Raw genomic sequence first — 25,396 nt, forward strand, 5'->3', positions numbered from 1 at the left:
GCGGACGCCTCAGCGGCGCCGCAGGCCGGGGAAGTGCTCCTCGCGGTACTCGGCCGAGAAGTCGGTGTCGGGGTGCTCCTCGCGCGCCCGCAGCTCGACGCGGCGGATCTTGCCCGAGATCGTCTTCGGCAGCTCGAAGAACTCCACGCGGCGCACCCGCAGGTAGGGCGCGAGGTTCTCGCGGCAGTGGCGCAGGATGCTCTCGGCCACCTCCGCGCTCGGCTCGCGCCCCGGCGCGAGGGCGATGTACGCCTTCGGCACGGCGAGGCGCACAGGGTCGGGCGCCGGAACGACGGCCGCCTCGGAGACCGCGGGGTGCGCGATGAGCACCGACTCGAGCTCGAACGGGCTGATCTTGTAGTCGCTGGCCTTGAAGACGTCGTCGGTGCGGCCGATGTAGGTGATGTAGCCGTCCTCGTCCCGCGCCGCCACGTCGCCCGTGCGGTAGTAGCCGTCGCGCGTCGCCGCCGCCGTGCGATCGGGGTCGCCCCAGTAGCCGGTCATGAGCGACAGCACCGGTCGCGACAGGTCGAGGCCGAGCTCGCCCTCGCCGACGCCCTCGACGGGCTGGCCCGTCTCGCTGTCGAGCAGCACGACGGGGTAGCCCGGCAGGGGGCGGCCCATCGATCCGGGCTTGAGCGGCGACCCGGGAGTGTTGCCGATCTGCGCCGTGGTCTCGGTCTGCCCGAAGCCGTCGCGGATCGTCAGCCCCCACGCCCGCTCCACGCGCGAGATGACCTCGGGGTTCAGGGGCTCGCCCGCCGAGAGCAGCTCGCGCAGCGCCGGCGGGCGCTCGCCGAGGTCGGCGCCGATGAGCATGCGCCACACGGTGGGCGGGCCGCAGAACGTGTTCACCTCGCGGCGGCGCAGCTCGGCCAGCAGGGCCGCGGCGTCGAAGCGCGCGTAGTTGTAGACGAAGATCGTCGCCTCGGCGATCCACGGGGCGAAGAAGCTGCTCCAGGCGTGCTTGCCCCAGCCGGGCGACGAGATGTTCAGGTGCGTGTCGCCGGGGCGCACGCCGATCCAGTACATCGTCGACAGGTGGCCGACGGGATACGACACCTGCGAGTGCTCGACGAGCTTGGGCTTCGACGTCGTGCCCGACGTGAAGTAGCGCAGCAGCGGATCGGTCGTCCTCGTGCGCGGGTGCGGCAGCGGCGCCCACGGCCGCTCGGCGGCCTCGTGCAGATCGGTCCAGCCGTCGGCCGTGCCCACGCTGAAGCGCGCGAACCCGCTCAGATCCTCGAACTTGCCCGTGTCGGCGGCGTTGCAGATGACGGCGCGCACGTCGCCGCGCGTCACGCGGTCGGCGAGGTCGCCGGCACCGATCGCGACGGTGGTGGGCAGGATGACGGCGCCGAGCTTCATGAGCGCGAGCATCGACTCCCACATCTCCACCTGGTTGCCGAGCATGAGCATCACGGGGTCGCCCGCGCGCACGCCCTGCTCCGCGAGCCAGGCGGCGAGCACGTCCGAGTCGCGCGAGAGCTCGGCGAAGGAGCGCTCGAGCGACGATCCGTCCTCCTCCACGATGACGAGCGCGGGGGTGTCGTTGCCCTCGGCGATGCGGTCGAACCAGTCGACCGCCCAGTTGAACTCGTCGCCCAGGTCGGGCCAGCGGAACTCGCTGGCGGCGGCGTGATCGCCCGCCAGGCTGAGCAGGTGGTCGCGCGCGGCGCGGTAGATCTCGGTGACGCCCATTCGACGACCCTATTCCCGCCGGGCATTCGCGGCGCCGCATACGACTGTGGGATCCCGCCATCGGATTCGCGAAGGCGTTGTCGGGAGTGCCGCACCGCCGATCCGCCGGGGCGGCCCTAGCGTGGAACGGTGACTTCGGCGTGGAATGAGACGGACGACGGCCTGGTGCGCATTCTCGGCGCTGACGGCGCGATCGCGCCCACCGAGGCGGCGGAGCGCTACCTGCCGGTGATCGATGCGCTCGACGACGGCACGCTCGAGACGTTCTACCGCGACATGGCGGTGGTCCGCGCATTCGACCGGCAGGCCACGCTGCTGCAGCGGCAGGGACAGCTCGCGCTGTGGCCGCCCTCGCAGGGGCAGGAGGCCGCGCAGGTGGGGTCGGCCCGCGCCGCGCGCCCGCAGGACCACATCTTCCCTTCGTACCGCGAGCACGTCGTGTGCACGATCCGCGGCGTCGATCCCGTCGACATCATCAAGCTCATGCGCGGCGTCAGCCACGGCGGCTGGGACCCCACCGACCCGAAGAACGGCCGCACCCGCCTCTACACGCTCGTGCTCGGCTCGCAGACGCTGCACGCCACGGGCTTCGCGATGGGCCTGAGCTTCGACGGCAAGGCGGGCACGGGCGACGCCGAGACCGACGAGGCCGTGATGGTCTACTACGGCGACGGCGCCTCGAGCCAGGGCGACGTGCACGAGGCCATGGTGTTCGCCAACAGCTACCGCGCGCCGCAGGTCTTCTTCCTCCAGAACAACCAGTGGGCCATCTCGGTGCCCGTGTCGACGCAGTCGCCCGTGCCGCTGGCGGATCGCGCCCGCGGGTACGGCATGGAGAGCATCCGGATCGACGGCAACGACGTGCTCGCCGGCTACGCCGTGACGAAGCTCGCGCTCGACGAGGCGCGCTCCGGAGCGGGGCCGCGCGCGATCGAGGCGGTCACGTACCGGATGGGTGCGCACACGACGAGCGACGATCCGACGAAGTACCGCACGAGCGACGAGGAGCAGCGCTGGGCGCAGCGCGATCCGATCGAGCGGATGCGCACCTACCTGCGCTCGCGCGGCGCCTCGGACGCGTTCTTCGCGGGCGTGGACGCCGACGCGGCCGCCTATGCGGAGGACGTGCGCGTGCGGACGCTGCAGCTGGAGGGCCCGGCCCCGGAGTCGATGTTCGCCCACGTGTACTCCGAGCCGCACCCGCTCATGCGGGAGCAGGCCGCGTGGCTGGCCGAGTACGAGGCGTCGTTCGAGGAGGCAGGCGAGTGACCGTCGAGGTGATGACGTTCGGCAAGGCGCTGAACGCCGGCCTGCGCAAGGCCATGGCCGACAGCGACCGCGTGCTCATGATGGGCGAGGACATCGGCCGCCTCGGCGGCGTGTTCCGTGTGACGGAGGGCCTGCTGGCGTCGTTCGGCGACCGCCGCGTGCTCGACACGCCGCTGGCCGAGTCCGGCATCGTCGGCACCGCGATCGGTCTGGCGATGGGCGGGTTCCGCCCCGTGGTCGAGATCCAGTTCGACGGGTTCGTCTTCCCCGCCTTCGACCAGATCACCACGCAGCTGGCCAAGCTCACCAATCGGCACGAGGGCGCGCTGTCGCTGCCCGTCGTCATCCGCATCCCGTACGGCGGGCACATCGGCGCCGTGGAGCACCACCAGGAGAGCCCGGAGGCGTACTTCGCCCACACGCCGGGCCTGCGGGTCGTGAGCCCGTCGACGCCGAACGACGCGTACTGGATGATCCAGGACGCGATCGCGTCGAACGATCCGGTGATCTTCATGGAGCCCAAGTCGCGGTACTGGCACAAGGGCGAGGTGGATCTGGGCGAGCGCGCCATGCCGCTGCACGGCAGCCGCGTGGTGCGCAAGGGCACCGACGTGACGCTCGTGGGCCACGGCGCCATGGTGACCACGCTGCTGCAGGCGGCCGTGCTCGCTGAGGCCGAGGGCACGAGCTGCGAGGTGATCGACCTGCGCTCGCTCTCGCCGGTCGACTACGGCCCCCTGCTCGACTCGGTGCGCGCCACGGGCCGCATGGTCGTGGCGCAGGAGGCGCAGGGCTTCGCGAGCGTGGGCAGCGAGATCGCCGCGACCGTGACCGAGCGGGCGTTCTACTCGCTCGAGGCGCCCGTGCTGCGCGTCTCGGGCTTCGACGTGCCCTTCCCCCCGGCCAAGCTGGAGGGGTCGTACCTGCCCGACGCGGACCGCGTGCTCGAGGCCGTCGACCGCGCGCTGGCCTACTAGGAGGATCCCGATGCAGACCTACAACCTGCCCGACGTCGGCGAGGGACTGACCGAGGCCGAGATCGTGCAGTGGCACGTGAAGCCGGGCGACGCCGTGGCGGTGAACGACGTGGTCGCCGAGATCGAGACGGCCAAGTCGCTCGTGGAGCTGCCCTCGCCGTTCGCCGGAACGGTGTCGGAGCTGCTCGTGGCGGAGGGCGAGACCGTCGCCGTCGGCACGCCGATCCTGGCCGTGTCGGGCGAGTCGGACGTGCCCGCGGCCGAGGCACCGCAGGCGCCGGCCGCCGAGTCTTCCACCGGGGCGTCGGACGCCGGCGGCTCGGTGCTCGTCGGCTACGGCACGGGCGGCGAGGTGCAGACCCGCCGGCGCAAGGCCCCGCGCGAGAAGACCGTCGCGGCCGCCGTGGGCGTGGTCGCCAAGCCGCCGATCCGCAAGCTCGCGCGCGACCTCGGCATCGAGCTGTCGGACGTGACCGCAACGGGAGCCGCCGGCGAGGTGACGCGCGACGACGTGCTGCGGCACGCCGAGCAGGCCAAGGTGTTCCGCAACCTCGAGACGCCGCAGTGGCCCGAGGAGCGCGAGCGACGCATCCCCGCCCCGCCGCGGGCGACGCCCCCGCGCCCCGCCGACGACCGCTACGAGGCGATCCCCGTCAAGGGCGTGCGCAAGGCGACCGCCAACGCGATCGTCGGATCCGCGTACACGGCCCCGCACGTCTCGGTGTGGACCGACGTCAACGCCAGCCGCACCATGGAGTTCGTGCAGCGGCTCAAGCAGCAGCCGCAGTTCGCCGACGTGCGCATCTCGCCGCTGCTCGTCTTCGCCAAGGCGCTGATGTGGGCCGTGCAGCGCACGCCCGAGATCAACTCGGCGTGGATCGAGACCGAGGACGGCGCCGAGATCCAGGTGCGCGGCTACGTGAACCTGGGCATCGCGGCCGCGACTCCGCGCGGCCTGCTCGTGCCCAACATCAAGGACGCGCACGCGATGTCGACGCGCGAGCTCGCCGTCGCGCTGCAGAACCTCACGCAGACCGCGCGCGAGGGCAAGACCCGCCCCGAGGACCAGCAGGGCGGCACCATCACGATCACGAACATCGGCGTGTTCGGGATGGACGCCGGCACACCGATCATCAACCCGGGCGAGGCGGGCATCGTCGCGATGGGCGCGATCCGGCAGAAGCCGTGGGTGGTCGACGGCGAGGTGCGCCCGGCCTGGGTGACGACGGTGTCGGGATCGTTCGACCACCGCATCGTCGACGGCGACAAGATCAGCCGCTTCCTCGCCGACATCGCGGCCGTGCTCGAGGAGCCCGCGCTGCTGCTCGACTGAGCCGGATCGCGACCGGCGCCGGTCAGGAGCGGTCAGAAATCGCCGTCCTGAGCCTGCAGACACTTGATCCCGAGCCTGCGCCACATCTCGACCACCGAGTTGCGATCGTCGATCGCGGCGATCACGTGGAACCGGCTGCGCAGACGGGTGTCGAAGATCTCGAACTTCACTCGCGCGTCGCTGCGGCGGTCGCCGGTCGCGCGCATGTGCAGCTCGTCGAACGGCACCTCGTTGTCCGCCAGCCACGCGCGCGACTCCGCCTCGCAGCTGTCGTCTCGCCCCGTGAGGACGACGATCTTCACGCTGGGGGCCAGGAGGCTCACGAGCCGCTTCACGGCCGGGTCGACGCGATCCTCGCCCACCCGATGGAACTCATACGGTCCGCGCCGATCCATGTGCGCCAGCGTGCCGTCGAAGTCGACGATGACCGCCTCGGGCAGCCGCGGATCGGGCTCGTAGCGTTCGACGACGATCCGGTCGAGGGGCTCGGCGGCGAACTCGGGGGTGGTGGAGCTCACGACTGACCCTTCGTCTCGTCCGCGACCAGACGGGTCCTGCCGGCCTCGCGGGTAACGCGATATGGAACGCCGAGCTCCGGCACCATGACGACCGACTCGCCCGACACCGAGAAGCGCTCCGGGTTCTTGCTGTGCACCGGCCAGATCACGTCGGCGCCGATCTGCTCCGCGTAGTAGCGGACCTGGTTCGGGTAGCCGTGGCCGAAGAAGTTCTGCTGGAAGGTCGCGAAGTACCGGAAGCCGGCGAGGTCGACGATGCGGCGCAGATTCGCGAAGGCCGGATCGAAGGCGCCGATCGGCACGCCGTCAGCGTGGACGTAGAGGCCGTCCGCGTCGATGAGGTCGAAGAGCTGAGCGGAGTTCCGGTAGCTCACCTGCGCGAGGTACGCCGTCGGATTCGCCACGATGTCGGCCCAGTCGACCACCTCGGCCGCGTCGAGCAGCTCCCGCATCCACGCCGGGCGGTTCTCGTCGAGGTACCGCGCGAAATCGGGCACGGCGACGACCGGCGCCCGGCCGGTGAAGCGCCACATCAGATAGCCGGTCTCCGGCTCGAGCACGAGTCGTCGCCCGCAGGAGCGCGCGAGAGCGTCGAACTGCTCGATCTGATCCGCCTCCCGTTCGTAGAAGTTCACGACCGCCGCGCCCCGATGGGCCGGCAGCACCTGGCGGTACGCGTCGAACGCTTGCTCCGACGAGAGCATGCCGTCCGGCAGCTCGGGCGACGAGGCGATCTCGACCTCCGTCGTGCCGTAGACCATCCTGAGCGTGTCGTCCATGAGCGACGTCACGTCGATCAGCTGGAGGTCGACGTCCATCGCCGAGACCCGCTTCATCTCGTCCCACGTCAGCTCCGGCTCGCTGCTGTGGAGGGAGAGGTCGCCCGTGTAGTGGATCGTGCAGTCGGGGGCGCTGATCACGAAGCTGAAGTCCTGGTATGCCCCCGTGCTCGTGCGGATGGGCAGCACTTCGATCGCGCCCACTCGGATCCGCTCCTCCGGCTCGAACACCCGATAAGCCGTGTGGTGCGGGTGCACGCCCTGCCCGATGTCCTGCAGCGCGCGCTCGATGCGCAGCGCCGGCTCCGAGATGTACACCGGAACCGTGTTGTCCACGAATCCCATCGCCGACATGTGGTCGAGGTGCAGGTGCGACACCAGCACGGCCGTGTTGTGGCGGCCCTCGCGCGGCGGGTACAGGTCGGGCACGGCCGGCGCGGCGCCGGTGAGACGGGCGTCCTTCATCCACGCCGCGTGGCGACGTTCGACGACGCCGTCGTAGACGTCGAGGTCGGGGGTGTAGCCGGTGCCGATCTCGCAGATCACGCGATCGGTCCCGTGGACGATCTCGGCGACGACGCCGCCGACCGTGCCGATGCCGCCGTGGAGGGTGATTCGGGTGCTCGTCATGAGGCTGCTCCTTCTCTCGAGATGCGGATGCCGGGGAGTTCCGGCGCGGTCACTGCTTCATGCCCTGGGTCGAGACGCCGTTGATGATCTGCCGGCGCAGCATCAGGAACACGATCACCATCGGGACGATCACCACGGCACTCGCCGCCATCAGCCGCTCGTAGCGCACACCGCCCTCGGTGATGAAGTTGTACAGGCCGATGGTCAGGGTGCGCTTCTCGGTCGTGTTGGTCACGAGCAGCGGCCACAGGAATGCGTTCCAGCTCGCGATCGCTGAGAGCACCGAGACGGTCACGAGGGAGGGCCGGTTCATGGGCACCACCACCCGCCAGAGGAACGCCCAGCTCGACGCGCCGTCGATCCGAGACGCGACGCGCAGGGTGGCCGGCACCTTGCGGAACGCGTTGGTCAGGATCAGCGTCGACAGGATGCTGGTGGTGAACGGCAGGATCTGCGCCACGAGGGTGTCGACGAGCCCCCACTGCACGACGGTGTCGTAGTTGACGATCACGAGCACCTCGAACGGCACCATCATGAAGGCGACGGCGAGCGCCAGGAGGGCGGTCTTGCCCGCGAAGTCGAAGAACGCGAGGGCGTACGCCGCGAGGACCGACGTGAGCAGCGACAGCAGCACGACGGACGCCGCGACGATGAACGTGTTCAGGAAGTACTGGTCGAAGCGCCCGGTCTCGAGGGCGAATGCGAAGTTGCCGAAGCGGAGCTCCGCCGGCAGCAGCTGCGGCGGCACGGTGGCGATCTCGGTCGGCGACTTGAAGGCAGACAGCAGCATCCAGATGAACGGGAACAGCATGATCGCGGACGCGGCGATGAGCGCCGCGTGCGACACGATGCGGTTGAGTGCCGACTCCCTCATGAGCGCCTCCTTCGTGCGCGCTGCAGGACCGCCTGCAGGAGCGTGAGCACGAGCACCGCGGCGAAGAGCAGGAGGGATGCCGCGGCCGCACGGCCCAGATCCCATTCGGCCGAGAGCTGCTCGTAGATGTAGTAGACGACGGTGTAGAGCGAGAACCCCGCACCCGGGCTGCCGTTGAAGAGTGGGAACAGCTCGCTGAACACCTTCGAGCTGTCGATGAGGTTCAGCACGGCGACGAGGCCGATCGTCGATCCCATCAGGGGCACCGTGATCCGGAAGAACCTCTGCACGACGGTCGCGCCGTCGATCCGGGCCGCCGTGTAGTACTGCTCGCCGATGGACTGCAGCGCGGCGACGAAGATGAGGATGGTGAATGGCAGGGCGCTCCAGACGCCGAAGATCACCAGCGCCGGCATGTTCCAGCGGGGATCGTTGAGCCAGTTCACCGGATCGAGTCCGATCGTCGACAGCAGGAAGTTCAGCAGCCCGTAGTCGGCGTTGTAGATGTACTTCCACACCATGCCGATGGCGACGGACGACGTGACCAGCGGAAGGAAGAGGGCTGTCTGGTAGAAGGGCCGGAGGAAGCGGATCCTCGCCAGCAGCGACGCGATCGCCAGACCGAGCGAGATCGTGACGGGCACGACGATCACCGTGTACAGGGCGGTGTTCCGCGCCGCGTTCCCGAAGTCCGGATCCCGCAGGACCGCCTCGAAGTTCGAGAGCCCGAACTGCGAGAACTCCCGGGTCAGGATGTTGTAGTCCTCCTGGAACGCCACGATCAGCAGGTAGACGATGGGGTACACCGTGAAGATCGCGGTCCCGACGAGGAACGGCAGCAGGTACGCCGTTGCGCGGGGCCATGACCGACGGTTTGCGGTCATCGGATGCGCCGACCCGACTCGGCGTCGAAGACGTACACTCCGTCGGCGTCGAAGCCGATCGGAACCTCGGTGCCCACGAGCGACCGGTCGACCTCGCGCCGCGAGACGAGCGCGCTGAGGCGCGCGTCGCCGAGGCGCACGTCCGCGTACACATCGCGGCCGACGTACTGGAGGTCCTCGACCCGCGCGCGTGCCCGCGGGGCGGTCGACGCGAGCGTGACCGTCTCGGATCGGACGCCGACGATCGCCGCATCCACCGTGAGGCCGGCGGGGGCGATGCCCTGCACGATCGTGCCGTCGGCGAGCGTCAGATCGCCGTCGTCGATGCGCCCCCGCAGCTGGTTGATGGGAGGGTTCCCGAGGAACGTCGCGGCGAACAGCTCCGCCGGGTCGTCATACAGCTCCTGCGGATCGGCGAAGTGCACTAGCCGCCCTCGGTTCATCAGCATGGTGCGATCCGAGATGCTCATCGCCTCGTCCTGATCGTGGGTGACGAACACGGTCGTCACCTTGGCCTCGCGCTGGATGCGCTGCAGCTCGATGCGCATCTCGAGGCGCAGCCGGGCGTCGAGATTGCTCAGCGGCTCGTCGAGCAGCAGCAGGCTCGGGTTCTTCACGAGCGCCCTGGCGATGGCGACCCGCTGCTGCTGGCCGCCGGACAGCTCGGCGGGGCGCCGATCCAGGTAGGGGCCCACCTGCACCAGGTCGGCGGCCTCGCGCACACGCCGTCGTCGTTCGGCCCTCGGCACCCGCTCGATCGCGAGGGGGAACTCGATGTTCTTGGCCACGGTGAGGTGGGGATAGAGGGCGTAGTTCTGGAAGACGAACCCGACGCCTCGCTTCTCCGCCGGGACCTTCGTGACGTCGACGCCGTCGAAGAGGATCGTGCCGGCCGTCGGCGCGATGATGCCGCCGAGCATGTTGAGCGTGGTGGTCTTTCCGCATCCCGATGGTCCGAGGATGCAGATGAACTCGCCGTCCTCGATGGTCGCGGAGACCCCCTCGACCGCTGGGGCGCTCCCGAAGGTGCGCCCCAGCTCGCGGATCTCAATCCGCATCGACGAGCTCCACGACGATCGCTTCGTCGAGCACGCGCCCGTCCGGCGCCTCCTCGAACTCCAGGCCGAGCAGCCGAGCGAGCGTCGGTGCGAGGTCGATCAGGCTCGCCTGGGCGATCTGGGCCCCCTTCCGCACGCCCGGGCCATGCAGCAGCGAGAGCGTCGGCACCGTGACCGGGAGGCCGCCGTGGTTGCCCCGCAGCCCCGAGTAGCCCTCGTCGGCCGCGTCGACATACGCGCTCTCGGCGCGCCACGAGGTCTCGAACGCGAGTCCGTCCTCACCGCAGACGACGTAGTCGAACGGGCCGACGAGCCCGTGCTCCTGCGCCGCCTGCTCCTTGGTGAACAGGTGCGCCAGCCCGTACGAGCCCGCCTCGACCAGCTCGCGGAGCCACGTCTCAACGGCGTCGCGCGTCTCGCTGTCGTCGGGGTCGCGCAGCTGGATCCAGGCGGACTGCCCGGCCGAGTGGGCGTACGCCTTCCAGTCGACGATCGCGCCGTCGCCGTCGAGCTCAAGGAACCCCGCGTCGCGCAGCAGGGCGTTGAGGTACAGCACGCCGGAGACGTCCTGGATCCCGTGGTCGCCGGCGATCGCGATCACCGTCTGGTCGAGGTCGCCCCAGCGGCTCAGCGCGCCGATGAGCACACCGAGCTGCTGGTCGTGCCGACGCAGCTCCTCCTCCGCCTGCGGGGAGTTCCGGCCGTGACGGTGCCGAGCGCTGTCGAGGTCGCACAGCTTCACGAGCAGCACGTCCGGCTGCCCGAAGTCGCGGATCAGATCGGGTGTGACGGCCATCGTGAACGCATCGAGCGAGCGGTTCTCGCCCATCAGGTGGTAGCCGTAGCGCCAGAAGTACTCGTCGAGGTGCGCGTCCGTCGCGTGTCCGCGCACGTACGGCTCCGGCTCCCAGCCCGTGTAGCGATACGGCACGATCATCGGCAGCACGGCGTCGAGCGGTGCGCCGCCGGTGATGGGCCAGCTGATCGCCCCGGTGGTGAGTCCCGCCTTGGCGGCGATGTCGAGCAGCGTCTCGACCTGGATCAGCGAGTACTGGTTGAACCAGGCACGGTCGACCTCACCCGCCTTGACGTCCTCGTTGTTGTGGATGCCGTGCCGGCCCGGGTTGCAGCCGGTGATGATCGAGGTGTGGTTGGGGTAGGTGAGGCTCGGGAACACGGGCAGCGTCTCGCGCATCACCGTGCCCTCGGCGATCAGCCGGCCGAAGTTCGGGAGCCGGGTGAGCAGCTCGTAGTCGTCGGCCGACAGGGCGTCGACGCAGAGGATCAGCGCCTTCGGTCGCCGCCCCGCCTCGGGGGTGGTCTGGGTCATGACGGACGCGCTCATTCGGCCATCGCCCCGTTCGTCTCGGTCTCTGCGGCCTCGAGCGCGGTCGCGATGTCGCTCTCGCCCAGCAGGATCTGCTGCGCCGCGCGATCGAGCGAGCTGCGCGCCGTCTCGCTGCCGGTGACCGCGGGGATGTAACCCACGTTCTCGAGGCTCTCTGCGAGCGCCCCCATCACTGGGTTCTCCTCCATGAACTGCACGAACTCGGGGGTCTGCTGCGCCTCGAGCGAGGCGGGAACCGATCCGTAGTCGATCGACGACTGGGCGGCGACCTCCGGGGTCATGGTGAGCCACTTGTAGTAGGTGTAGGCCACGAGGTTCTCCTCGGGCGTCGTGTCGAACACCATGCCGAAGCCGCCCCACGAGTTCACGTAGGGGGTGCCGCCCTCCTGCGGCACCGGCGCCACGCCCACCTCGAACTTGTCTCCGACGGCGTCGGCGACGAACTCGAATCCCGCGCTCGATCCGATGTACGAGTACACCGCCTCGGCGCCGAACGGGTTGGAGAAGTACTGGTCCTCGCCCACGAGCCGGTACACGCCGTCCTCGTACAGCGACTGCAGGTCCTCGAAGACCGCGGTGGTCGTGTCGGAGTTGATCGTCGAGGTCATCGACTCCGGATCGACGAGCGAGCCGCCGCGCTGCATCACCTGCAGCAGCACCCCGTCGACGACGGAGTCGAATCCGAACGCCGGCTTGCCGGTCTCCTCGGTGATGGCGCGGCTGTTCTCGGCGAGCTCGGTCCAGGTCTGCGGTACGTCCAGCCCGAGCTGGTCGTACATGGTCTCGTTGTAGAAGAGGACCTCGCCGGTGCGCGCCTGCGGGAAGAGGTAGAGTCGGTCGTCCCACTGCGACGCCTCCGCGTACACGCCGGGCATGATCTTGTCTTCGAAGTCGGGGATCCCGATCTCCTCGTCCTCGACGTAGGGCGTGAAGTCCACGAGGAAGCCGTCGTCGACGTACGACGACGCGATGTTCGGGTAGCCGCTGATCATGTTCGGGCCCGTGCCGTTGCGGACGGCCTGCTGCACCTTCGAGTCGAAGTCGGTGAGCGGCTGCGCCTGCGCCTCGATCCGCATGTTCTCGTGCTCGGCGTTGAACTGCGCGATCTGCGCCTCGAGCGCCTCTTGGTGGTGCCCGGTGAGGGTGTGCCACATGGTGACGGTCGTCTCCTCCGTCACCTCGGTGACGAGCTCCGCGCCGTCGTCGCCGGTCTCATCGGCGGGGCCGGCACCGCAGGCCGTCAGGGTCAGGACCAGTGCAAGTGCACCGGTGAGAAGGACAGGCTTCCTCGGCATGGCTGCGACTCCAGGTTCATCTCGTGAGGTGCCCGCGCGGCGCAGGTCGCGAGATCGCGTGAGCCAGCTCCGGGCGCAGGTGGGGCCTGCGAGATAGACCGTAAGTTGTCTAGATGAATCGAGCGCGGCGTTGGGCTGAACGTCCTCTGAACGTCCCGCCGGCCCGTCCTCCCGTGTGGGTCGTGCGCGGCTACCGGTCGCGCGTCGGGCGGTCGAGGTAGTTGACCGTGTACGCCACCCGATCCCCGCGCATGCGCCGCACGACGTAGTACACGGGTGAGCCGTGCTCGTCGTGCGAGACGCCGTCGCGGATGAGCAGCGGCGCACCGACGGTCACTCCCAGCTGGGAGGCGATGGCCGGATCGGCGGCATCGGCCCGGAATCGCCGCCACGAGTAGTACGCGATGACGTCGAACTCCGACTGCAGCCGCATCCCCATCGTCTCGCCGTCGTCCCAGCCGTCGGCGATCCCCGGGAACCGGTCGCCGTCGATCCAGTAGTCGCACACGGCGTAGAGAGTCTCGTCGGACTCGAGCAGCGTCGCGATCCGGAAGAGCCGCGAGGCAGGCACCGACAGCAGCGCGGCGGCCTGCGCATCGGCGTCCGGGGTGACCGACAGCAGCCGCTCGCGCACGTGGCCGACGGCGGGGTGAGCGGTCGCGCGCAGGCTCCCGTGGTCGACATCGTCGTCCGACGCCATCGACACCTCGAGCAGCGGCACGGGGTTGGCGACGTACGTGCCGCTGCCCTGCCGGGTGTCGACGAGCCCGATGATGCGCAGCTGCGTGATCGCCTGACGGACGGTGAGCCGATTGACGTCGAACTCCGCGGCGAGCGCCGCCTCGGTGGGGATGCGCTCGCCCGGAACCCACTCTCCGCCCTGTATCCGATCCCTCAGCGCCTCGGCGACCTGCTGGTAGCGGTACGCCGGCTCGCGGGAATCGGGCATCGTGCTCCTCCGTCTGCGGATCGATCGGTTCCGGAGCGTGCGATGGGGGAGCCCCGCTTCGGCAGGCGCGTCTCGCGCGCGCCGGTCGAAGCTTCCACGGTGTCCGCTCGCTTTGTCAAGCGTGGGGATCGGGATCGCGACCGGCGCCAGCGTCCGGGGCCGGTCGATCCGGTGTCCGTGGCCTTCCGTAGGCTCGACGCGTGACCTCCCTCGTCCTCGCCGCCGCGCACGTGACGGGCCTGTTCCTGCCGGAGGACGCCGAGGCGGGACGGATGCTGGTCGATCGGCTGCCCGTCCGCGTCCTGCGCGCGGAGGTGGGGCGCACGTCCTCGCGCGCGCTGGTGGGCGTGGGGGCGATCGCCGTCGAGGTGGAGGCGGAGCTCGCCCCCGACGGCACCGGCCGGATCGTGCCGTGGTGCGCGCACGACGGCGAGGCGTGGTGCGCGCATGCCGCGGCCGCCCTTTACGCGCTGGTGGAACGCGACGAGCCGTTCGGCGTCGGGCCGGGGCTGACCGCTGCGGGGCGCGCGGCTGCCCGCGCCGCCACGTCGATCCCGCCGTGGGAGCGGACCCTCCGCGGGGCGCTCGAGGGGCCGGCGGACGACGACGAACCCGAGGTCGCCCTGCTGTTCGCCGTCCGCCGGCGCGAGCACGGCGATCCTCCCGGCGAGGGCGTCGCGATCCGTCCCGCCGTGCGCGGCACGTCGCGCACCTGGATCCGCACGGGCACGTCGTGGGCCGATGTCGCGGACGGGCGGATCGCGGGCGACGCGGGACGCGCGCTGGCCGACCTCGAGGCGCTGCACGCGTCGCGCGAGAACTTCCGCGCCGTGGAGGATCGGCTGCGTCCGGCGAACGGGCGTCGCTCCTTCTCGGGCGGCTGGGGCAGCCCCGAGTGGATCCGCCTCGACGTCGTGCCGTCGCGCGCGCTGTGGCCGCTGCTCGAGGAGGCGCGCGCCGCCGGCGTCGCCTTCGTCGCGGACGATCGAGCGCAGACGCCCGTCGTGCTCGACCGCGAGCCGCTGTCCGCCTCTCTCGACCTGCGCTCCGCCCGGGGCAGGCTGTCGGTCGAACCCGTGTTCGGCGCGGGGGACGGAACGGTGCTCCCGATCGGGGCGCCGACCGCCGCCGTCGCGCGCATCGTCGAGGGGCGCGTGACGGCGCTCGCGCCGCTGGACCGGCCGGTGCCGGAGGACTTCCACCGGCTCGCCCGCGGCGGCCGCGTGTCCGTGCCGAACGACGACGTCGAGGCGTTCCTGCGTGACTACGTCCCCCGCCTGCGCCGGCTCGCACCCCTCGTCTCGAGCGACGGATCCTTCCCCGTCCCCGAGCCGCCCCGCCCCCTCCTCGTGCTCGCGATCCGGCACTCCGCAGACGCCACGCGGCTGTACTGGGAGTGGGAGTATCCCGGCGACGCCGCCCGCCGGCGCGACGCGGAGCGCGAGCTGCTCGACACGGTCGTGGCGGCGGCCGGGAGCTTCGCGTCGCTGCTCGGTGTGCGCGGCCGCGACGAGCCGTTCGTCTCGCGCGATCTCTCCCCGGACGAGGCGGTCGAGTTCCTCGGGCACGTGCTCCCCGCGCTGCGCGGGATCGACGGGGTGCGGATCGAGGCGCACGACGAGCTGCCCGAGTACCGGTTCGCGACGGAGGACCCGCAGGTGCGGGTGGGCGCCGATCCGAGCGGCACCGACTGGTTCGAACTGAACATCGTCGTGACGATCCAGGGCGAGCCCGTGGGCACGAGCGCGCTGCTCACCGCGCTGTCGCGCGGGCAGACGTACCTCCGCCTGATGAGCGGCACCGTCTTCCCGCTCACCAGCCCCGCATTCGCGCGGTTGCGCGACATCCTCGCCGAGGCGAAGTCGCTCGCCGACGAGACGAGCGAGACCGTGCGGATCAGCCGCCACCAGGTGGATCTGTGGGAGGAGCTCGGCGCGCTCGGCATCGTCGACGCGCAGCGCAGCGAGTGGTTCGACGCGCTGCGCGGGCTCGGAGACGCGCAGCTCGGGCCGCGCGAGCCGCCGCCCTCGTTCCGGGCGAGCCTGCGCGGCTACCAGCGCGACGGTCTCGCGTGGCTGGACTTCCTGCGCCGGCACCGTCTGGGCGGCATCCTCGCCGACGACATGGGCCTCGGCAAGACGGTGCAGGCGCTCGCCGCGCTCGACCAGGCGCGCATCGACGAGCCCGAGGCGCGATTCCTCGTCGTCACGCCGACGAGCGTCGTCGGGCACTGGGTATCGGAGGCCGCACGGTTCGCACCCGAGCTGCGGGCGGTCGCCGTCACCGAGACGACGGCGAAGCGCGGATCGGTCGTCGCCGACGCCGTGGGAGACGCCCGGCTCGTCGTCACGAGCTACGCCATCTTCCGGCTCGACGTGGAGCACTTCCAGTCGCTCGGGTTCCGCGTCGCGATGTTCGACGAGGCGCAGCAGATCAAGAACCCCGCGTCGCGCGGGTACGCCTGCGCCCGCCTGCTCGAGGCGCCCACCAAGATCGCGATCACGGGCACGCCCCTCGAGAACAGCCTGGTCGAGCTGTACGCGCTCGCCACGCTCGTCGCCCCCGGGCTGTTCGGCACGCCGGCGCGCTTCCGCGAGGAGTATCAGCGCACGATCGAGCGCGAGAACGACCAGGCGCGTCTCTCGCGGCTGCGCTCCCGCCTGCGGCCCTTCCTTCTGCGCCGCACTAGGACGTGTTGCTAAATCCATTGCAGAGCGGCGGAGAGGCAGATCCCTGCCGCGTATGACCGGGCGGTCTTGTCGTAGCGGGAAGCGAGTCCGCGCCACTGCTTCACGAAGTTGAAGCACCGCTCGACGACGTTGCGGCCCTTGTAGCGCTCCCGTTGGTCATCGCCGAAGTCGATCGGACGGCCCGGCCGCTTGCGACGGTGCGCGATCTGGTCGTCGCGTTCGGGGATCGTGGCCTTGATGCCGCGCTCGCGCAGCCAGGCCCGGTTCTTCTTCGACGGGTAGCCCTTGTCCGCGAGCACCCGGTCCGGTCTCGTGCGCGCGGGCCCTCGGCCGGGGATGTGGATCTCGTCGAGTACGCAGGTGAACATGCTCGTGTCTGCGACCTGCCCGCCAGTGAGGACGAACGCCAGCGCCCGGGCCTTCCCGTCGCAGACGAGATGGATCTTCGTCGTCAAACCACCCCGTGACCGGCCGATCGCGTGGTCAGGAGGCTCTGGCCCGGACTTCTTGTCGTTCGACGGATCCCCCTGTGACCCGGGGCAAGGTCGCGCCATGCTGATGGACACGCGCGATCGAGGAATCCACCGACACGACCCAGTCGATCTCGCCAGCGAGCGACGCCCGCCTCTGCACGTGGGTGAGCAGGTCCTCCCAGACGCCGTCGCTCGCCCACCGGCGGAAGTTCTTGTAGATCGTGTTCCAGCTCCCGAACCGATCGGGGAGGTCTCGCCACGCCGATCCCGTGCGGAACCGCCACGCGGTCGCCTCGACCACTGTGCGCCGATCCACCGGAGGACGGCCCCGTGTCCTCGCCGGCGGGAACACGTCCCGGATCAGCTCCCAGACCTCGTCCGTGACGACATCTCGCGACACGACTCAAGAATCACCCAAAGGCTCCACACCCACATTTAGCAACACGGCCTAAGGAGAAGGTCGCGCCCGAGCTGCCGCCCAAGACCGAGCAGGTGCTCGAGGTGGTGCTGCATCCCGAGCACCGCAAGGCGTACGAGAAGCGGTTCCGCCGCGAGCAGCAGAAGCTGCTCGGGCTCCTCGACGACGTGGATCGCAACCGCGTGCAGATCCTCGCCGCCCTCACCACCCTGCGCCGCCATGCGCTCGATTCCTCGTTCGCCGGCACGAGCGGTCCGTCGGCCAAGCTCGAGGCGCTGGGCGGGCTGATCGACGAGGTGGTGGCGGAGGGGCACCGCGTGCTCGTGTTCAGTCAGTTCACCGAGTTCCTCGGTCTCGCGGCGACCGTCGCCGAGGATCGCGGGGTGCCGTACGCGTACCTGGACGGATCGACGACGCAGCGGCGGCGGGCGGCGATGATCGACCGCTTCGTCGCGGGCGATGTGCCCGTCTTCTTCATCTCCCTGAAGGCCGGCGGGGTCGGCCTCAACCTGACCGCCGCGGACTACTGCATCCTGCTCGATCCGTGGTGGAACCCGGCGGCCGAGGCGCAGGCGGTGGACCGCGCGCACCGCATCGGGCAGGACCGCCCCGGTCATGGTGTATCGGCTGATCGCGGCCGGGACCATCGAGCAGAAGGTCGTCGAGCTGCAGGAGAAGAAGCGACGCCTGTTCCAGGACGTCCTCGGGTCCGACGACGTGTCGGGCGCCACGGCACTCACGGGCGAGGACTTCCGCGCCCTCCTCGCCTGACCCCGCGATCCGCTGCGATTTTGAGAACCGTTATCGTTCTGCGTATGATCGCCGCATGACCCGTCGTTCGCTGCCCCTCCTCTCCCTCGTCGCCGTCTCCGGAATCGCGCTCGCCGGCTGCGCGAGCGACGCGGAAGGCGACGCCGCAGGCGGTGCCGACGCCGTCTCGATCGTCGCGTCGACGAGCGTCTACGCCGACCTCGCGTCCGCCGTCGTCGGCGACGCCGCGGAGGTGAGCGCCATCATCGACTCGCCCACCCAGGATCCGCACGAGTACGAGGCGACCGCCCGCGACCAGCTCGCCGTCGAGGACGCCGACCTCGTGATCCTGAACGGCGGCGGATACGACCACTACATGGAGGATCTCGTCGCCGCGGCCGGCATCGAGCACGTCATCGTCGCCGTCGAGCACAACCACGACTACCCGGGCGCCGAGTCCGCCGAACACGATCACGAGGCCGAGAGCGACGCCGAGCACGCCGAGGAGGAGCACACGGGGGAGGAGCACTCGGAGGAGGAGCACTCCGGTGACGAGCACGTCGACGAGGAGCACGGCGAGCACGAGCACAACCACATCGAGGGCTTCAACGAGCACGTCTGGTACGACCCGCACACGATCGAGCACGTGGTCGAGGCCATCGCCGAGGAGGCGGCGGCGCTGCTGCCGGACGCCGCCGAGACGATCCAGGCCAACGCCGACGACCTGAAGTCGCAGATCGCCGGCCTCGAGACGAGCCTCGACGAGATCGCCGCCGAGCACTGGGGCGAGACCGTCTTCTTCACGGAGCCGGTCGGCGGATACCTCGTGGCGGCCGCGGGGCTCGAGGACGTCACGGCCGACGGCTTCGCCGAGGCCGTGGAGGAGGGGCAGGACGTCGCGCCGGCCACGCTGCTGGCGGCGACCACCTCGATCGAGGGCGGCGAGGTCGACGTGATCGTGGCCAACACCCAGACCGGCGGCCCCGAGACCCAGGCGGTGCTCGACACCGCCGAGGCGGCGGGTGTGCCCGTGGTCGAGTACAGCGAGACCCTGCCCGACGGCGAGACCTACGTCACGTGGATGCAGGCCAACATCGACGCCCTCGCCGACGCCCTCGCCTGATCCCGACCCGACCCGATCCGCCGGCCGCCGATCCGGCCTGCGCCGATTCGACACGCCGATCCGGCCCGCCGGCCCCGCCGACGCGACCCGATCCGCGCGCCGCGCCGACGCGATCCGTTCCGCGCGGCGCGCCCATCTCGGCCCCACGAGAACCGTTATCACAATCACGGATAAGCTGAGGGGATGACCGCTCCCGTGCTCGAGATCCAGGGCGCCGCACTGCGCCTGCGCGGCAGGGAGCTGTGGTCCGGCCTCGACCTGCGGGTCGATCCCGGGGAGTTCCTGGCGGTGCTCGGCCCGAGCGGATCGGGCAAGACCACGCTGATGCGGGCGATCCTGGGCCTGCGCGAGCTGAGCGAAGGCGGCATCCGCGTGGCGGGGGAGCCCGTGCGGCGCGGCAATCCGCGCGTGGGGTACATCCCCCAGCAGCTGCCGTTCCCGGCCGACACGAGCCTGCGCGCCCGCGACCTCGTCGCCCTCGGCGTGAACGGCGCCCGCTTCGGCCTGCCGATCCCGCCGCGCGGCGCCCGCGCCCGCGTCGACGCGCTGCTGGAGGCCGTGGGCGCCACCGCGTACGCCGACCACCCGGTCGGGCGCCTCAGCGGCGGCGAGCAGCAGCGGCTGCGCGTGGGCCAGGCGCTGGCCGACGACCCCGCCCTGCTGCTGTGCGACGAGCCGCTCTCGAGCCTCGACCTGGCCAACCAGCAGGCGATCACCGAGATCATCGACCGGCAGCGCGCGAGCGGCACGGCCGTGCTCTTCGTCACGCACGACGTGAACCCGATCCTGGATCGCGTGGATCGCATCCTCTACATCGCGGGCGGGCGCTTCACGCTCGGCACCCCGGAGGAGGTGCTGCAGACCCACGTGCTCTCCGATCTGTACGGCGCGCCCGTGCACGTGCTGCGCGCGGGCGACCGGCTCGTCGTCGTCGGCATCCCCGACGCCGATCCGCACCACGCGCACGAGCACGAGCACGACCACGAGGCCCACGCATGATCCGCCCCGCCCTCGAGTGGAGCGACGTGTTCTCGTTCCAGGACTACGGCGCGCTGCTGCAGCTCGTGTCGAACTCGCTCGTCGCCGGCGCGGTGCTCGGCATCGTGGGCGGCCTGATCGGCATCTTCATCATGCAGCGCGACATGGCCTTCGCCGTGCACGGCGTGAGCGAGCTGTCGTTCGCCGGCGCGGCGGCCGCGCTGCTGTTCGGCGGCTCGGTCGTCGCGGGATCGCTGCTCGGCGCCATCGCGGCGGCGCTGCTCATCGGGCTGCTCGGGGCCAGGGCGCGCGACCGCAACTCGATCGTCGGCGTGCTGATGCCGTTCGGGCTGGGCCTGGGCATCCTCTTCCTCTCGCTCTACGAGGGGCGCAGCGCCAACCGGTTCAGCCTGCTCACGGGGCAGATCATCTCGGTCACGACCCCCGACCTCGGCTGGCTCATCGGCATCTCGGCGGCGGTGCTCGTGGTGCTCGTGCTCGTGTGGAACCCGCTGCGCTTCGACTCGCTCGATCCCGATTCCGCCGCCGCGCGGGGCGTGCCGAGCACCGCGATCAGCATGCTGTTCATGCTCCTCATGGGCCTCGTCGTCGCCGTGGCCGTGCACATCATCGGCGCGCTGCTCGTCATGGCGCTGCTCGTCACGCCGGCCGCCGCGGCGATGAAGGTCGTGCACGGCCCGCTCTCGGTGCCGCTGCTGTCGGCGCTGTTCGGGTTCGTATCGGCCGTCGGCGGCATCCTGCTCGCCATCGCGGGCACCCTGCCGGTGAGCCCGTACATCACGACCATCTCGTTCCTCATCTACGCCGTGTGCCGGCTGATCGCGTGGCGGCGGGACCGGGCCCAGCGCTCCCATGCCCAGGCGGCGTCGAGGAGCGCGGCATAGGATCGGGATCATGGCGCAGCGGAACACATGGCAGCGCGAGCGGGTGCGCGACGCGCTGGGCGAGGCCGCCGGCTTCGTGAGCGCGCAGACCCTGCATCAGTCACTGCGCGAGGCCGAGACGGGCATCGGCCTGGCCACGGTCTACCGCGCCCTCGCGGGCCTGACGGCCGCGGGCGAGGCGGACTCCCTGCAGAGCCCCGACGGCGAGGCGCTCTACCGCGCATGCCGCAGCACCGGCCACCACCACCACCTCATCTGCCGCTCGTGCGGCCGCGCCGTCGAGATCGAGGCGCACGCCGTGGAGCAGTGGGCGCGCGACACCGCCGCCGCGCACGGCTTCACCGAGGCCGAGCACGTCGTCGACATCTTCGGGCTGTGCGAGGAATGCTCGGCCAAGAAGGCCGCGGCCGGGGCGTGACCCGAGCCGGCCGTCGTCCGGAGCCGCGCACCCGCCGCACAACGAAGGCAGATCGAGCACGATGACCACGATTCAGGCGCCCGTTCGCCGTCGCGCGCGCGTTCTTCCTTCTTTGTGCATCGGCCTCGTCGTCGTGGCGGCGCTGTTCGCGTTCGACGCCTTCGCGCCCGCGCTGTTCGAGGCCGAGCTGCCCTCGCGCGCGCAGGATGGGCTCACCCTCGCGCTGAGCGTGCTCATCGAGGCGCTGCCCTTCGTGACGCTCGGCGTCGTCCTCTCCATCGCGGTGCAGGTGTGGCTGCCCGACGGCGTGATCGAGCGGATCCTGCCGCGCGCGGGCTGGGCGCGCCGGGCCGTGCTGTCGCTGCTGGGCATGTTCATCCCCGTGTGCGAGTGCGGGAACGTTCCCTTCGCGCGCGGCCTGCTCATGCGCGGCGTCGGACCGAGCGACGCCCTGGCGCTCCTCGTGGCGGCGCCGATCGTCAACCCGATCGTCATCCTCACCACCCACCAGGCCTTCGGCTGGAGCGACGGCATCCTCGTGGCGCGGCTGCTCGGCGGCTACGCCATCGCCAACCTCGTCGCCTGGCTGTACAGCCGCCACCCCGACCCGCAGCGCATGCTCACGGAGCGGTTCGCGCAGACGTGCGAGGTCGTCGCGAACGAGCCCGGATCGCGCGCGCGGCGCAGCATCGCGCAGCTGGTGGTCGAGCTGCGCGCGGTGATGCCGGCCCTCGTCATCGGATCGGCCCTCGCCGGCGCCGTGCAGGTGCTCGTGCCGCGCAACGCGCTCGTCGCGATCGGCTCCAACCCCGTGCTGTCGATCGTCGCGATGATGCTGCTGGCCGTGACCGTGGCGATCTGCTCGAACGTCGACGCATTCTTCGCGCTCTCGTTCGCCTCGACGTTCTCGCCCGGGTCGCTCGTGGCCTTCCTGCTCGTCGGGCCGATCGTCGACGTCAAGATGCTCGCGCTGATGCGCACGACGTTCACGTGGCGCGTGCTCTCGGGGATCGTCGTCGTCGTCGTCCTGTCGGCATTCGCGATCGGGATCGGGGTGAACCTCCTTGCGTAGCCGCCTCGGATCCCTCGGCACGCGCTGGCTCGGCGTGGGCCTCGCGGCGGTGCTCGCCGTCGTCACGATCGGCCTCGCGTGGACCGACCGCCTGGCCCTGTACATCAACCCTGCCCAGACGTGGTTCGCCGTCGGGATGGCGGTGATCGTGCTGATCGGCGCCGTCGCGTCGTTCGCGCTGCCCCTGGGCGCCGAGGCCGACCACGGGCACGACCACGGCGACGACGACCACGCGCACGGCGAGCGGTCGCCGCGCGTCGCGCTCGCCGTCGGCGCGGTGGGCGGCGTGCTCGCGACGGGCGTGGCGGCCGGCGCCATCCTGCTGCCGCCTGCGTCGCTGTCGGTCGACCTGGCGATGGAGCGCGACACCGGCACGGCGCCGCTGTTCGCGGGCGCCGACGACGTCGTGCTCGCGGCCGGCTCGGACACGAGCGGCTTCGGGGTGGGCGACTGGGCGGCGGTGTTCGCGCGCGCGACGAGCCCCGACGCGTTCGACGGCGCCGAGGTGACCCTCACGGGCTTCGTCACGCCCGCGGGCGAGGGGGAGGACGGCATCCGCCTGGGACGCCTCGTCATCACCCACTGCGTCATCGACGCGCAGCCCGCCTCGCTCCCCGTCGCGCCCGTCGAGGGCGAGTTCCCCGTGGGCGGATGGATCGAGGTCGAGGGCGTCGTCTCCGCCACCGCCGAGGGGGAGCTGGTCGTGGAGCCGGCATCGGTGACCGAGGTGCCCGAGCCCGAGGATCCGTATGAGTACTGACCGCATCCCGCGCCGCGCCGCACGCCTGCGGTCCGCGCGGCGCCACTTCGCCGCGGCCTTCGCCGCCGTCGTCGCGGCGCTCGCCGTGCTCGCCGGCGCGGGCGCCGCCGTGAGCCTGTCGCAGGGGCCGCGCGTGAGCGACGCGCAGGTCGATCCGGCCGCCGCCATCGAGGTGGCCGGCGCCCGGGCGATCCTCACCGCCAATCAGGCGCTCGCCCCGATCGATCCCGCCCAGGTGGTCGTGGAACCGGAGGCGGCGCACACCGTCGAGGCGGCCGGCCGTGCCGTGGGCGTGCGCTTCACGGCGCCGCTCGACGCCGACACCGAGTACCGCGTCTCCGTCGAGGGGGTGCGCGGGGTCGGCGGCGGGCCCGCGGCCACGCTCGAGACCACCTTCCGCACGCCGCCCGCCGAGGTGCTCATCCTGGAGCGCAGCGAGGACGGGGACGACACCATCTACCGCGCCGGCCTGGACGGCGAGCGCGTGGCGGTGGTGAGCCACCCCGAGATCGACGACTTCCGTGCCACGAGCGACGCCATCGTCGTGTCGGTGCGGGAGGGCGGTCGCGCGCGGCTGATCGTGACGGATCGGGACGGCGGGGACCCGCGCGACGTCGCGCTGCCGGGCGATGGGATCATCGCGAGCCTGCAGGTGTCCGAGCGGGGCGGCACCATCGGATACACCTACACCGACCTCGACGCCGCCACCGGCATGCAGTCGGTGCTGCACTTGTCGTCGCTGCGCGATCCGGGGGCGGATGCCGTGCCCGTCGAGGTGGGCGACGAGGCTCCGAGCGTGGACCGCTGGCGGTTCGTGCCCGACTCGTCGGCGCTGCTCATGATCGACTTCGACGGCGAGCTCATCCTCGTCGAGCCGGACGGCGCCGATCCGGCCTTCCTCGGCACGGCCGTGACGATCGACGCCGTCACGCGCGGCACCTACACGGCGGTGGTGGAGCGGATCGACGCCGGGCTCGTCACCCTCGACCTGGCCACGGGCGAGGAGACGCCGATCACCGAGGCCGATCCCGAGCCGGGCACGCTCGGCTTCATCGCGCCCCTCCCCGACGGCGACTCGGTGCGCCGCTACGCCGTGCTCGGTGACGACGGCCTGCCGGCCGCGGCCTCGATCGCGCACGTGACCGCCGAGGGGCAGGCGCGCGAGCTGCTGCACGTGGCGGCGCCCGACGTCGTGCAGCAGGTGTGCGTCTCGCCGAGCGGCCAGTACGTCGCCGTGCTCGTCGCCCCCGACCTCATCGACAACCCGTACGATATGGCCGCCCAGCCGATGCCCCGCACGCTCGAGACGCGGATCGTCGAGGTCGACTCCGGCGAGCAGGTGGGCGCGCTGCGCGGCTTCGACATCTCGTGGTGCCAGGTGGGGCCCTGGTGAGCGGGCTGCGGCCTGCCACCCGCGACGACCTGCTGCCGCTCGCGGTGGAGGTGGCGCCCCGTCTGCTCGGCGCCGTGCTCACCACGGTGGTCGACGCGGGGTCGGGCCCCGAGACGGTGGCGGTGCGCATCACCGAGGTGGAGGCGTACCACGGCGCCGGATCGGGTGACGTGCCGGATCCCGGATCGCACGCGCGCATGGGGCGCACGGCGCGCAACGCGACGATGTGGGGCGAGCCCGGGCATCTCTACGTGTACCTCAGCCACGGCATCCACTCGTGCGTCAACGTCGTGTGCGGGCCCGCCGGCCGCGGCGACGGCTGCCTGCTGCGCGCCGGTGAGATCGTGCGCGGCGCCGACATCGCCCGCCGCCGCCGGCACGTGCGAGGCGTGGCCAGGACCGATCGCGACCTCGCCCGCGGCCCCGGCCGTCTCGGCGACGCCGTCGGCCTGCGCCACCCCCTGCACGATGGCATCGACGCGGTCGCCGGTGGCGAGCTCGGAGGGGCGGTGGCCCGCCTCGAGCTGCCCGTCACGCCGCTGGCGGAGTACGCCACCGGGCCGCGCGTGGGCGTTGCCGGCATCGCCGGCACGTCTGCCTACCCCTGGCGCTTCTGGATCCCGGACGACCCCACGGTCTCCCCCTTCCGCCCCGGCCGAGGAGCTGTGTGAGGCGGTCGACCCGTTACTTTCTTCGTGACCGTCTGGCGGAGGATGCTAGGCGGTGACGGCCTGCCGGGCCCGGCATGATTGCTGCCCCCTGTCTTTGATGATCCGGGGGGTGTTGTCACCGGGCCTGGTT

At 71.2% G+C, this 25,396-nt stretch carries 23 protein-coding genes; 13 read left to right on the plus strand and 10 right to left on the minus strand.

Annotated elements, in window-relative coordinates; genetic code table 11:
* Positions 1-9: 9 nt before the first annotated feature.
* Positions 10-1,701 carry an AMP-binding protein gene (locus ACYVJ0_RS09935; RefSeq protein WP_460817585.1) on the minus strand — a complete coding sequence of 564 codons (1,692 nt, stop codon included), beginning with the start codon at positions 1,699-1,701 and terminating at the stop codon, positions 10-12.
* A gap of 129 nt (positions 1,702-1,830) precedes the next feature.
* Here ACYVJ0_RS09935 and ACYVJ0_RS09940 point away from each other — a divergent pair, with 129 nt between their 5' ends.
* From ACYVJ0_RS09940 to ACYVJ0_RS09950, 3 genes are read left to right on the plus strand one after another with little or no spacing between them, the layout of a single operon-like run.
* The gene (locus ACYVJ0_RS09940) at positions 1,831-2,970 is read left to right on the plus strand and encodes a thiamine pyrophosphate-dependent dehydrogenase E1 component subunit alpha (RefSeq protein WP_449853089.1); all 1,140 of its coding nucleotides are present in this window, start codon (positions 1,831-1,833) and stop codon (positions 2,968-2,970) included.
* Between the two features lie 11 nt (positions 2,971-2,981).
* Positions 2,982-3,947, plus strand: coding sequence for an alpha-ketoacid dehydrogenase subunit beta (locus tag ACYVJ0_RS09945; protein ID WP_449853131.1), 966 nt, complete (start codon positions 2,982-2,984; stop codon positions 3,945-3,947).
* Positions 3,948-3,957: 10 nt separating this feature from the next.
* Complete coding sequence (locus ACYVJ0_RS09950; RefSeq protein ID WP_460817587.1) at positions 3,958-5,280, plus strand: dihydrolipoamide acetyltransferase family protein; 1,323 nt, start codon at positions 3,958-3,960, stop codon at positions 5,278-5,280.
* Between the two features lie 32 nt (positions 5,281-5,312).
* On the opposite strand, the gene ACYVJ0_RS09955 is transcribed toward ACYVJ0_RS09950, so the two are convergent.
* The 8 genes from ACYVJ0_RS09955 to ACYVJ0_RS09990 all read right to left on the minus strand — a co-directional run bounded on the left by ACYVJ0_RS09955 (position 5,313) and on the right by ACYVJ0_RS09990 (position 13,615).
* Positions 5,313-5,798 (minus strand): phosphatase domain-containing protein, encoded by a 486-nt coding sequence (locus tag ACYVJ0_RS09955; protein WP_460817589.1) that lies wholly within the window; start codon positions 5,796-5,798, stop codon positions 5,313-5,315.
* Positions 5,795-7,207 carry an MBL fold metallo-hydrolase gene (locus ACYVJ0_RS09960; protein WP_166197512.1) on the minus strand — a complete coding sequence of 471 codons (1,413 nt, stop codon included), beginning with the start codon at positions 7,205-7,207 and terminating at the stop codon, positions 5,795-5,797. Before ACYVJ0_RS09960 ends, ACYVJ0_RS09955 begins: the two co-directional genes overlap by 4 nt.
* A gap of 49 nt (positions 7,208-7,256) precedes the next feature.
* Positions 7,257-8,081, minus strand: coding sequence for a carbohydrate ABC transporter permease (locus ACYVJ0_RS09965; protein ID WP_460817590.1), 825 nt, complete (start codon positions 8,079-8,081; stop codon positions 7,257-7,259).
* A complete protein-coding gene (locus ACYVJ0_RS09970) occupies positions 8,078-8,965 on the minus strand; it encodes a carbohydrate ABC transporter permease (RefSeq protein ID WP_460817592.1) in 888 nt (295 codons plus the stop codon). Before ACYVJ0_RS09970 ends, ACYVJ0_RS09965 begins: the two co-directional genes overlap by 4 nt.
* A complete protein-coding gene (locus ACYVJ0_RS09975) occupies positions 8,962-10,023 on the minus strand; it encodes an ABC transporter ATP-binding protein (protein ID WP_460817594.1) in 1,062 nt (353 codons plus the stop codon). The genes ACYVJ0_RS09970 and ACYVJ0_RS09975 overlap by 4 nt, the downstream gene beginning before the upstream one ends.
* The gene (locus ACYVJ0_RS09980) at positions 10,013-11,368 is read right to left on the minus strand and encodes an alkaline phosphatase family protein (protein WP_460817596.1); all 1,356 of its coding nucleotides are present in this window, start codon (positions 11,366-11,368) and stop codon (positions 10,013-10,015) included. The genes ACYVJ0_RS09975 and ACYVJ0_RS09980 overlap by 11 nt, the downstream gene beginning before the upstream one ends.
* The gene (locus ACYVJ0_RS09985; protein WP_460817597.1) at positions 11,365-12,666 is read right to left on the minus strand and encodes an extracellular solute-binding protein; all 1,302 of its coding nucleotides are present in this window, start codon (positions 12,664-12,666) and stop codon (positions 11,365-11,367) included. Before ACYVJ0_RS09985 ends, ACYVJ0_RS09980 begins: the two co-directional genes overlap by 4 nt.
* 190 nt (positions 12,667-12,856) lie before the next feature.
* The gene (locus ACYVJ0_RS09990; protein WP_460817598.1) at positions 12,857-13,615 is read right to left on the minus strand and encodes a GntR family transcriptional regulator; all 759 of its coding nucleotides are present in this window, start codon (positions 13,613-13,615) and stop codon (positions 12,857-12,859) included.
* 200 nt (positions 13,616-13,815) lie between these two features.
* Here ACYVJ0_RS09990 and ACYVJ0_RS09995 point away from each other — a divergent pair, with 200 nt between their 5' ends.
* On the plus strand, positions 13,816-16,317 hold the full coding sequence (locus tag ACYVJ0_RS09995; RefSeq protein ID WP_460817600.1) for an SNF2-related protein: 2,502 nt from the start codon (positions 13,816-13,818) through the stop codon (positions 16,315-16,317).
* Here ACYVJ0_RS09995 and ACYVJ0_RS10000 read toward each other — a convergent pair.
* Positions 16,314-17,178 (minus strand): IS5 family transposase gene (locus ACYVJ0_RS10000; RefSeq protein WP_460817602.1). Its coding sequence is split into 2 segments (ribosomal slippage): positions 16,314-16,823 and positions 16,825-17,178, totalling 864 coding nucleotides; the frame shifts between segments, so codons are not numbered across the junction. The genes ACYVJ0_RS09995 and ACYVJ0_RS10000 overlap by 4 nt on opposite strands.
* 92 nt (positions 17,179-17,270) lie before the next feature.
* Here ACYVJ0_RS10000 and ACYVJ0_RS10005 point away from each other — a divergent pair.
* The 9 genes from ACYVJ0_RS10005 (at position 17,271) to ACYVJ0_RS10045 (ending at position 25,266) form a co-directional block, all read left to right on the plus strand.
* On the plus strand, positions 17,271-18,026 hold the full coding sequence (locus tag ACYVJ0_RS10005; protein WP_460817603.1) for a DEAD/DEAH box helicase: 756 nt from the start codon (positions 17,271-17,273) through the stop codon (positions 18,024-18,026).
* Positions 18,023-19,069 (plus strand): metal ABC transporter solute-binding protein, Zn/Mn family, encoded by a 1,047-nt coding sequence (locus ACYVJ0_RS10010; protein WP_460817605.1) that lies wholly within the window; start codon positions 18,023-18,025, stop codon positions 19,067-19,069. Before ACYVJ0_RS10005 ends, ACYVJ0_RS10010 begins: the two co-directional genes overlap by 4 nt.
* A 183-nt stretch (positions 19,070-19,252) precedes the next feature.
* Complete coding sequence (locus tag ACYVJ0_RS10015; protein WP_460817606.1) at positions 19,253-20,068, plus strand: metal ABC transporter ATP-binding protein; 816 nt, start codon at positions 19,253-19,255, stop codon at positions 20,066-20,068.
* Entirely contained in the window at positions 20,065-20,952 is an 888-nt protein-coding gene (locus tag ACYVJ0_RS10020; RefSeq protein ID WP_449853093.1) for a metal ABC transporter permease, read from the plus strand. Before ACYVJ0_RS10015 ends, ACYVJ0_RS10020 begins: the two co-directional genes overlap by 4 nt.
* Positions 20,953-20,962: 10 nt before the next feature.
* Positions 20,963-21,370 (plus strand): Fur family transcriptional regulator, encoded by a 408-nt coding sequence (locus ACYVJ0_RS10025; RefSeq protein WP_449853094.1) that lies wholly within the window; start codon positions 20,963-20,965, stop codon positions 21,368-21,370.
* A gap of 61 nt (positions 21,371-21,431) precedes the next feature.
* A complete protein-coding gene (locus ACYVJ0_RS10030; protein WP_449853095.1) occupies positions 21,432-22,442 on the plus strand; it encodes a permease in 1,011 nt (336 codons plus the stop codon).
* A complete protein-coding gene (locus ACYVJ0_RS10035) occupies positions 22,435-23,202 on the plus strand; it encodes a TIGR03943 family putative permease subunit (RefSeq protein WP_449853096.1) in 768 nt (255 codons plus the stop codon). Before ACYVJ0_RS10030 ends, ACYVJ0_RS10035 begins: the two co-directional genes overlap by 8 nt.
* Complete coding sequence (locus ACYVJ0_RS10040; RefSeq protein ID WP_449853097.1) at positions 23,192-24,595, plus strand: hypothetical protein; 1,404 nt, start codon at positions 23,192-23,194, stop codon at positions 24,593-24,595. Before ACYVJ0_RS10035 ends, ACYVJ0_RS10040 begins: the two co-directional genes overlap by 11 nt.
* Positions 24,592-25,266 (plus strand): DNA-3-methyladenine glycosylase, encoded by a 675-nt coding sequence (locus ACYVJ0_RS10045; RefSeq protein ID WP_449853098.1) that lies wholly within the window; start codon positions 24,592-24,594, stop codon positions 25,264-25,266. Before ACYVJ0_RS10040 ends, ACYVJ0_RS10045 begins: the two co-directional genes overlap by 4 nt.
* Positions 25,267-25,396 lie beyond the last annotated feature (130 nt).

The organism is Microbacterium petrolearium (assembly GCF_054782875.1).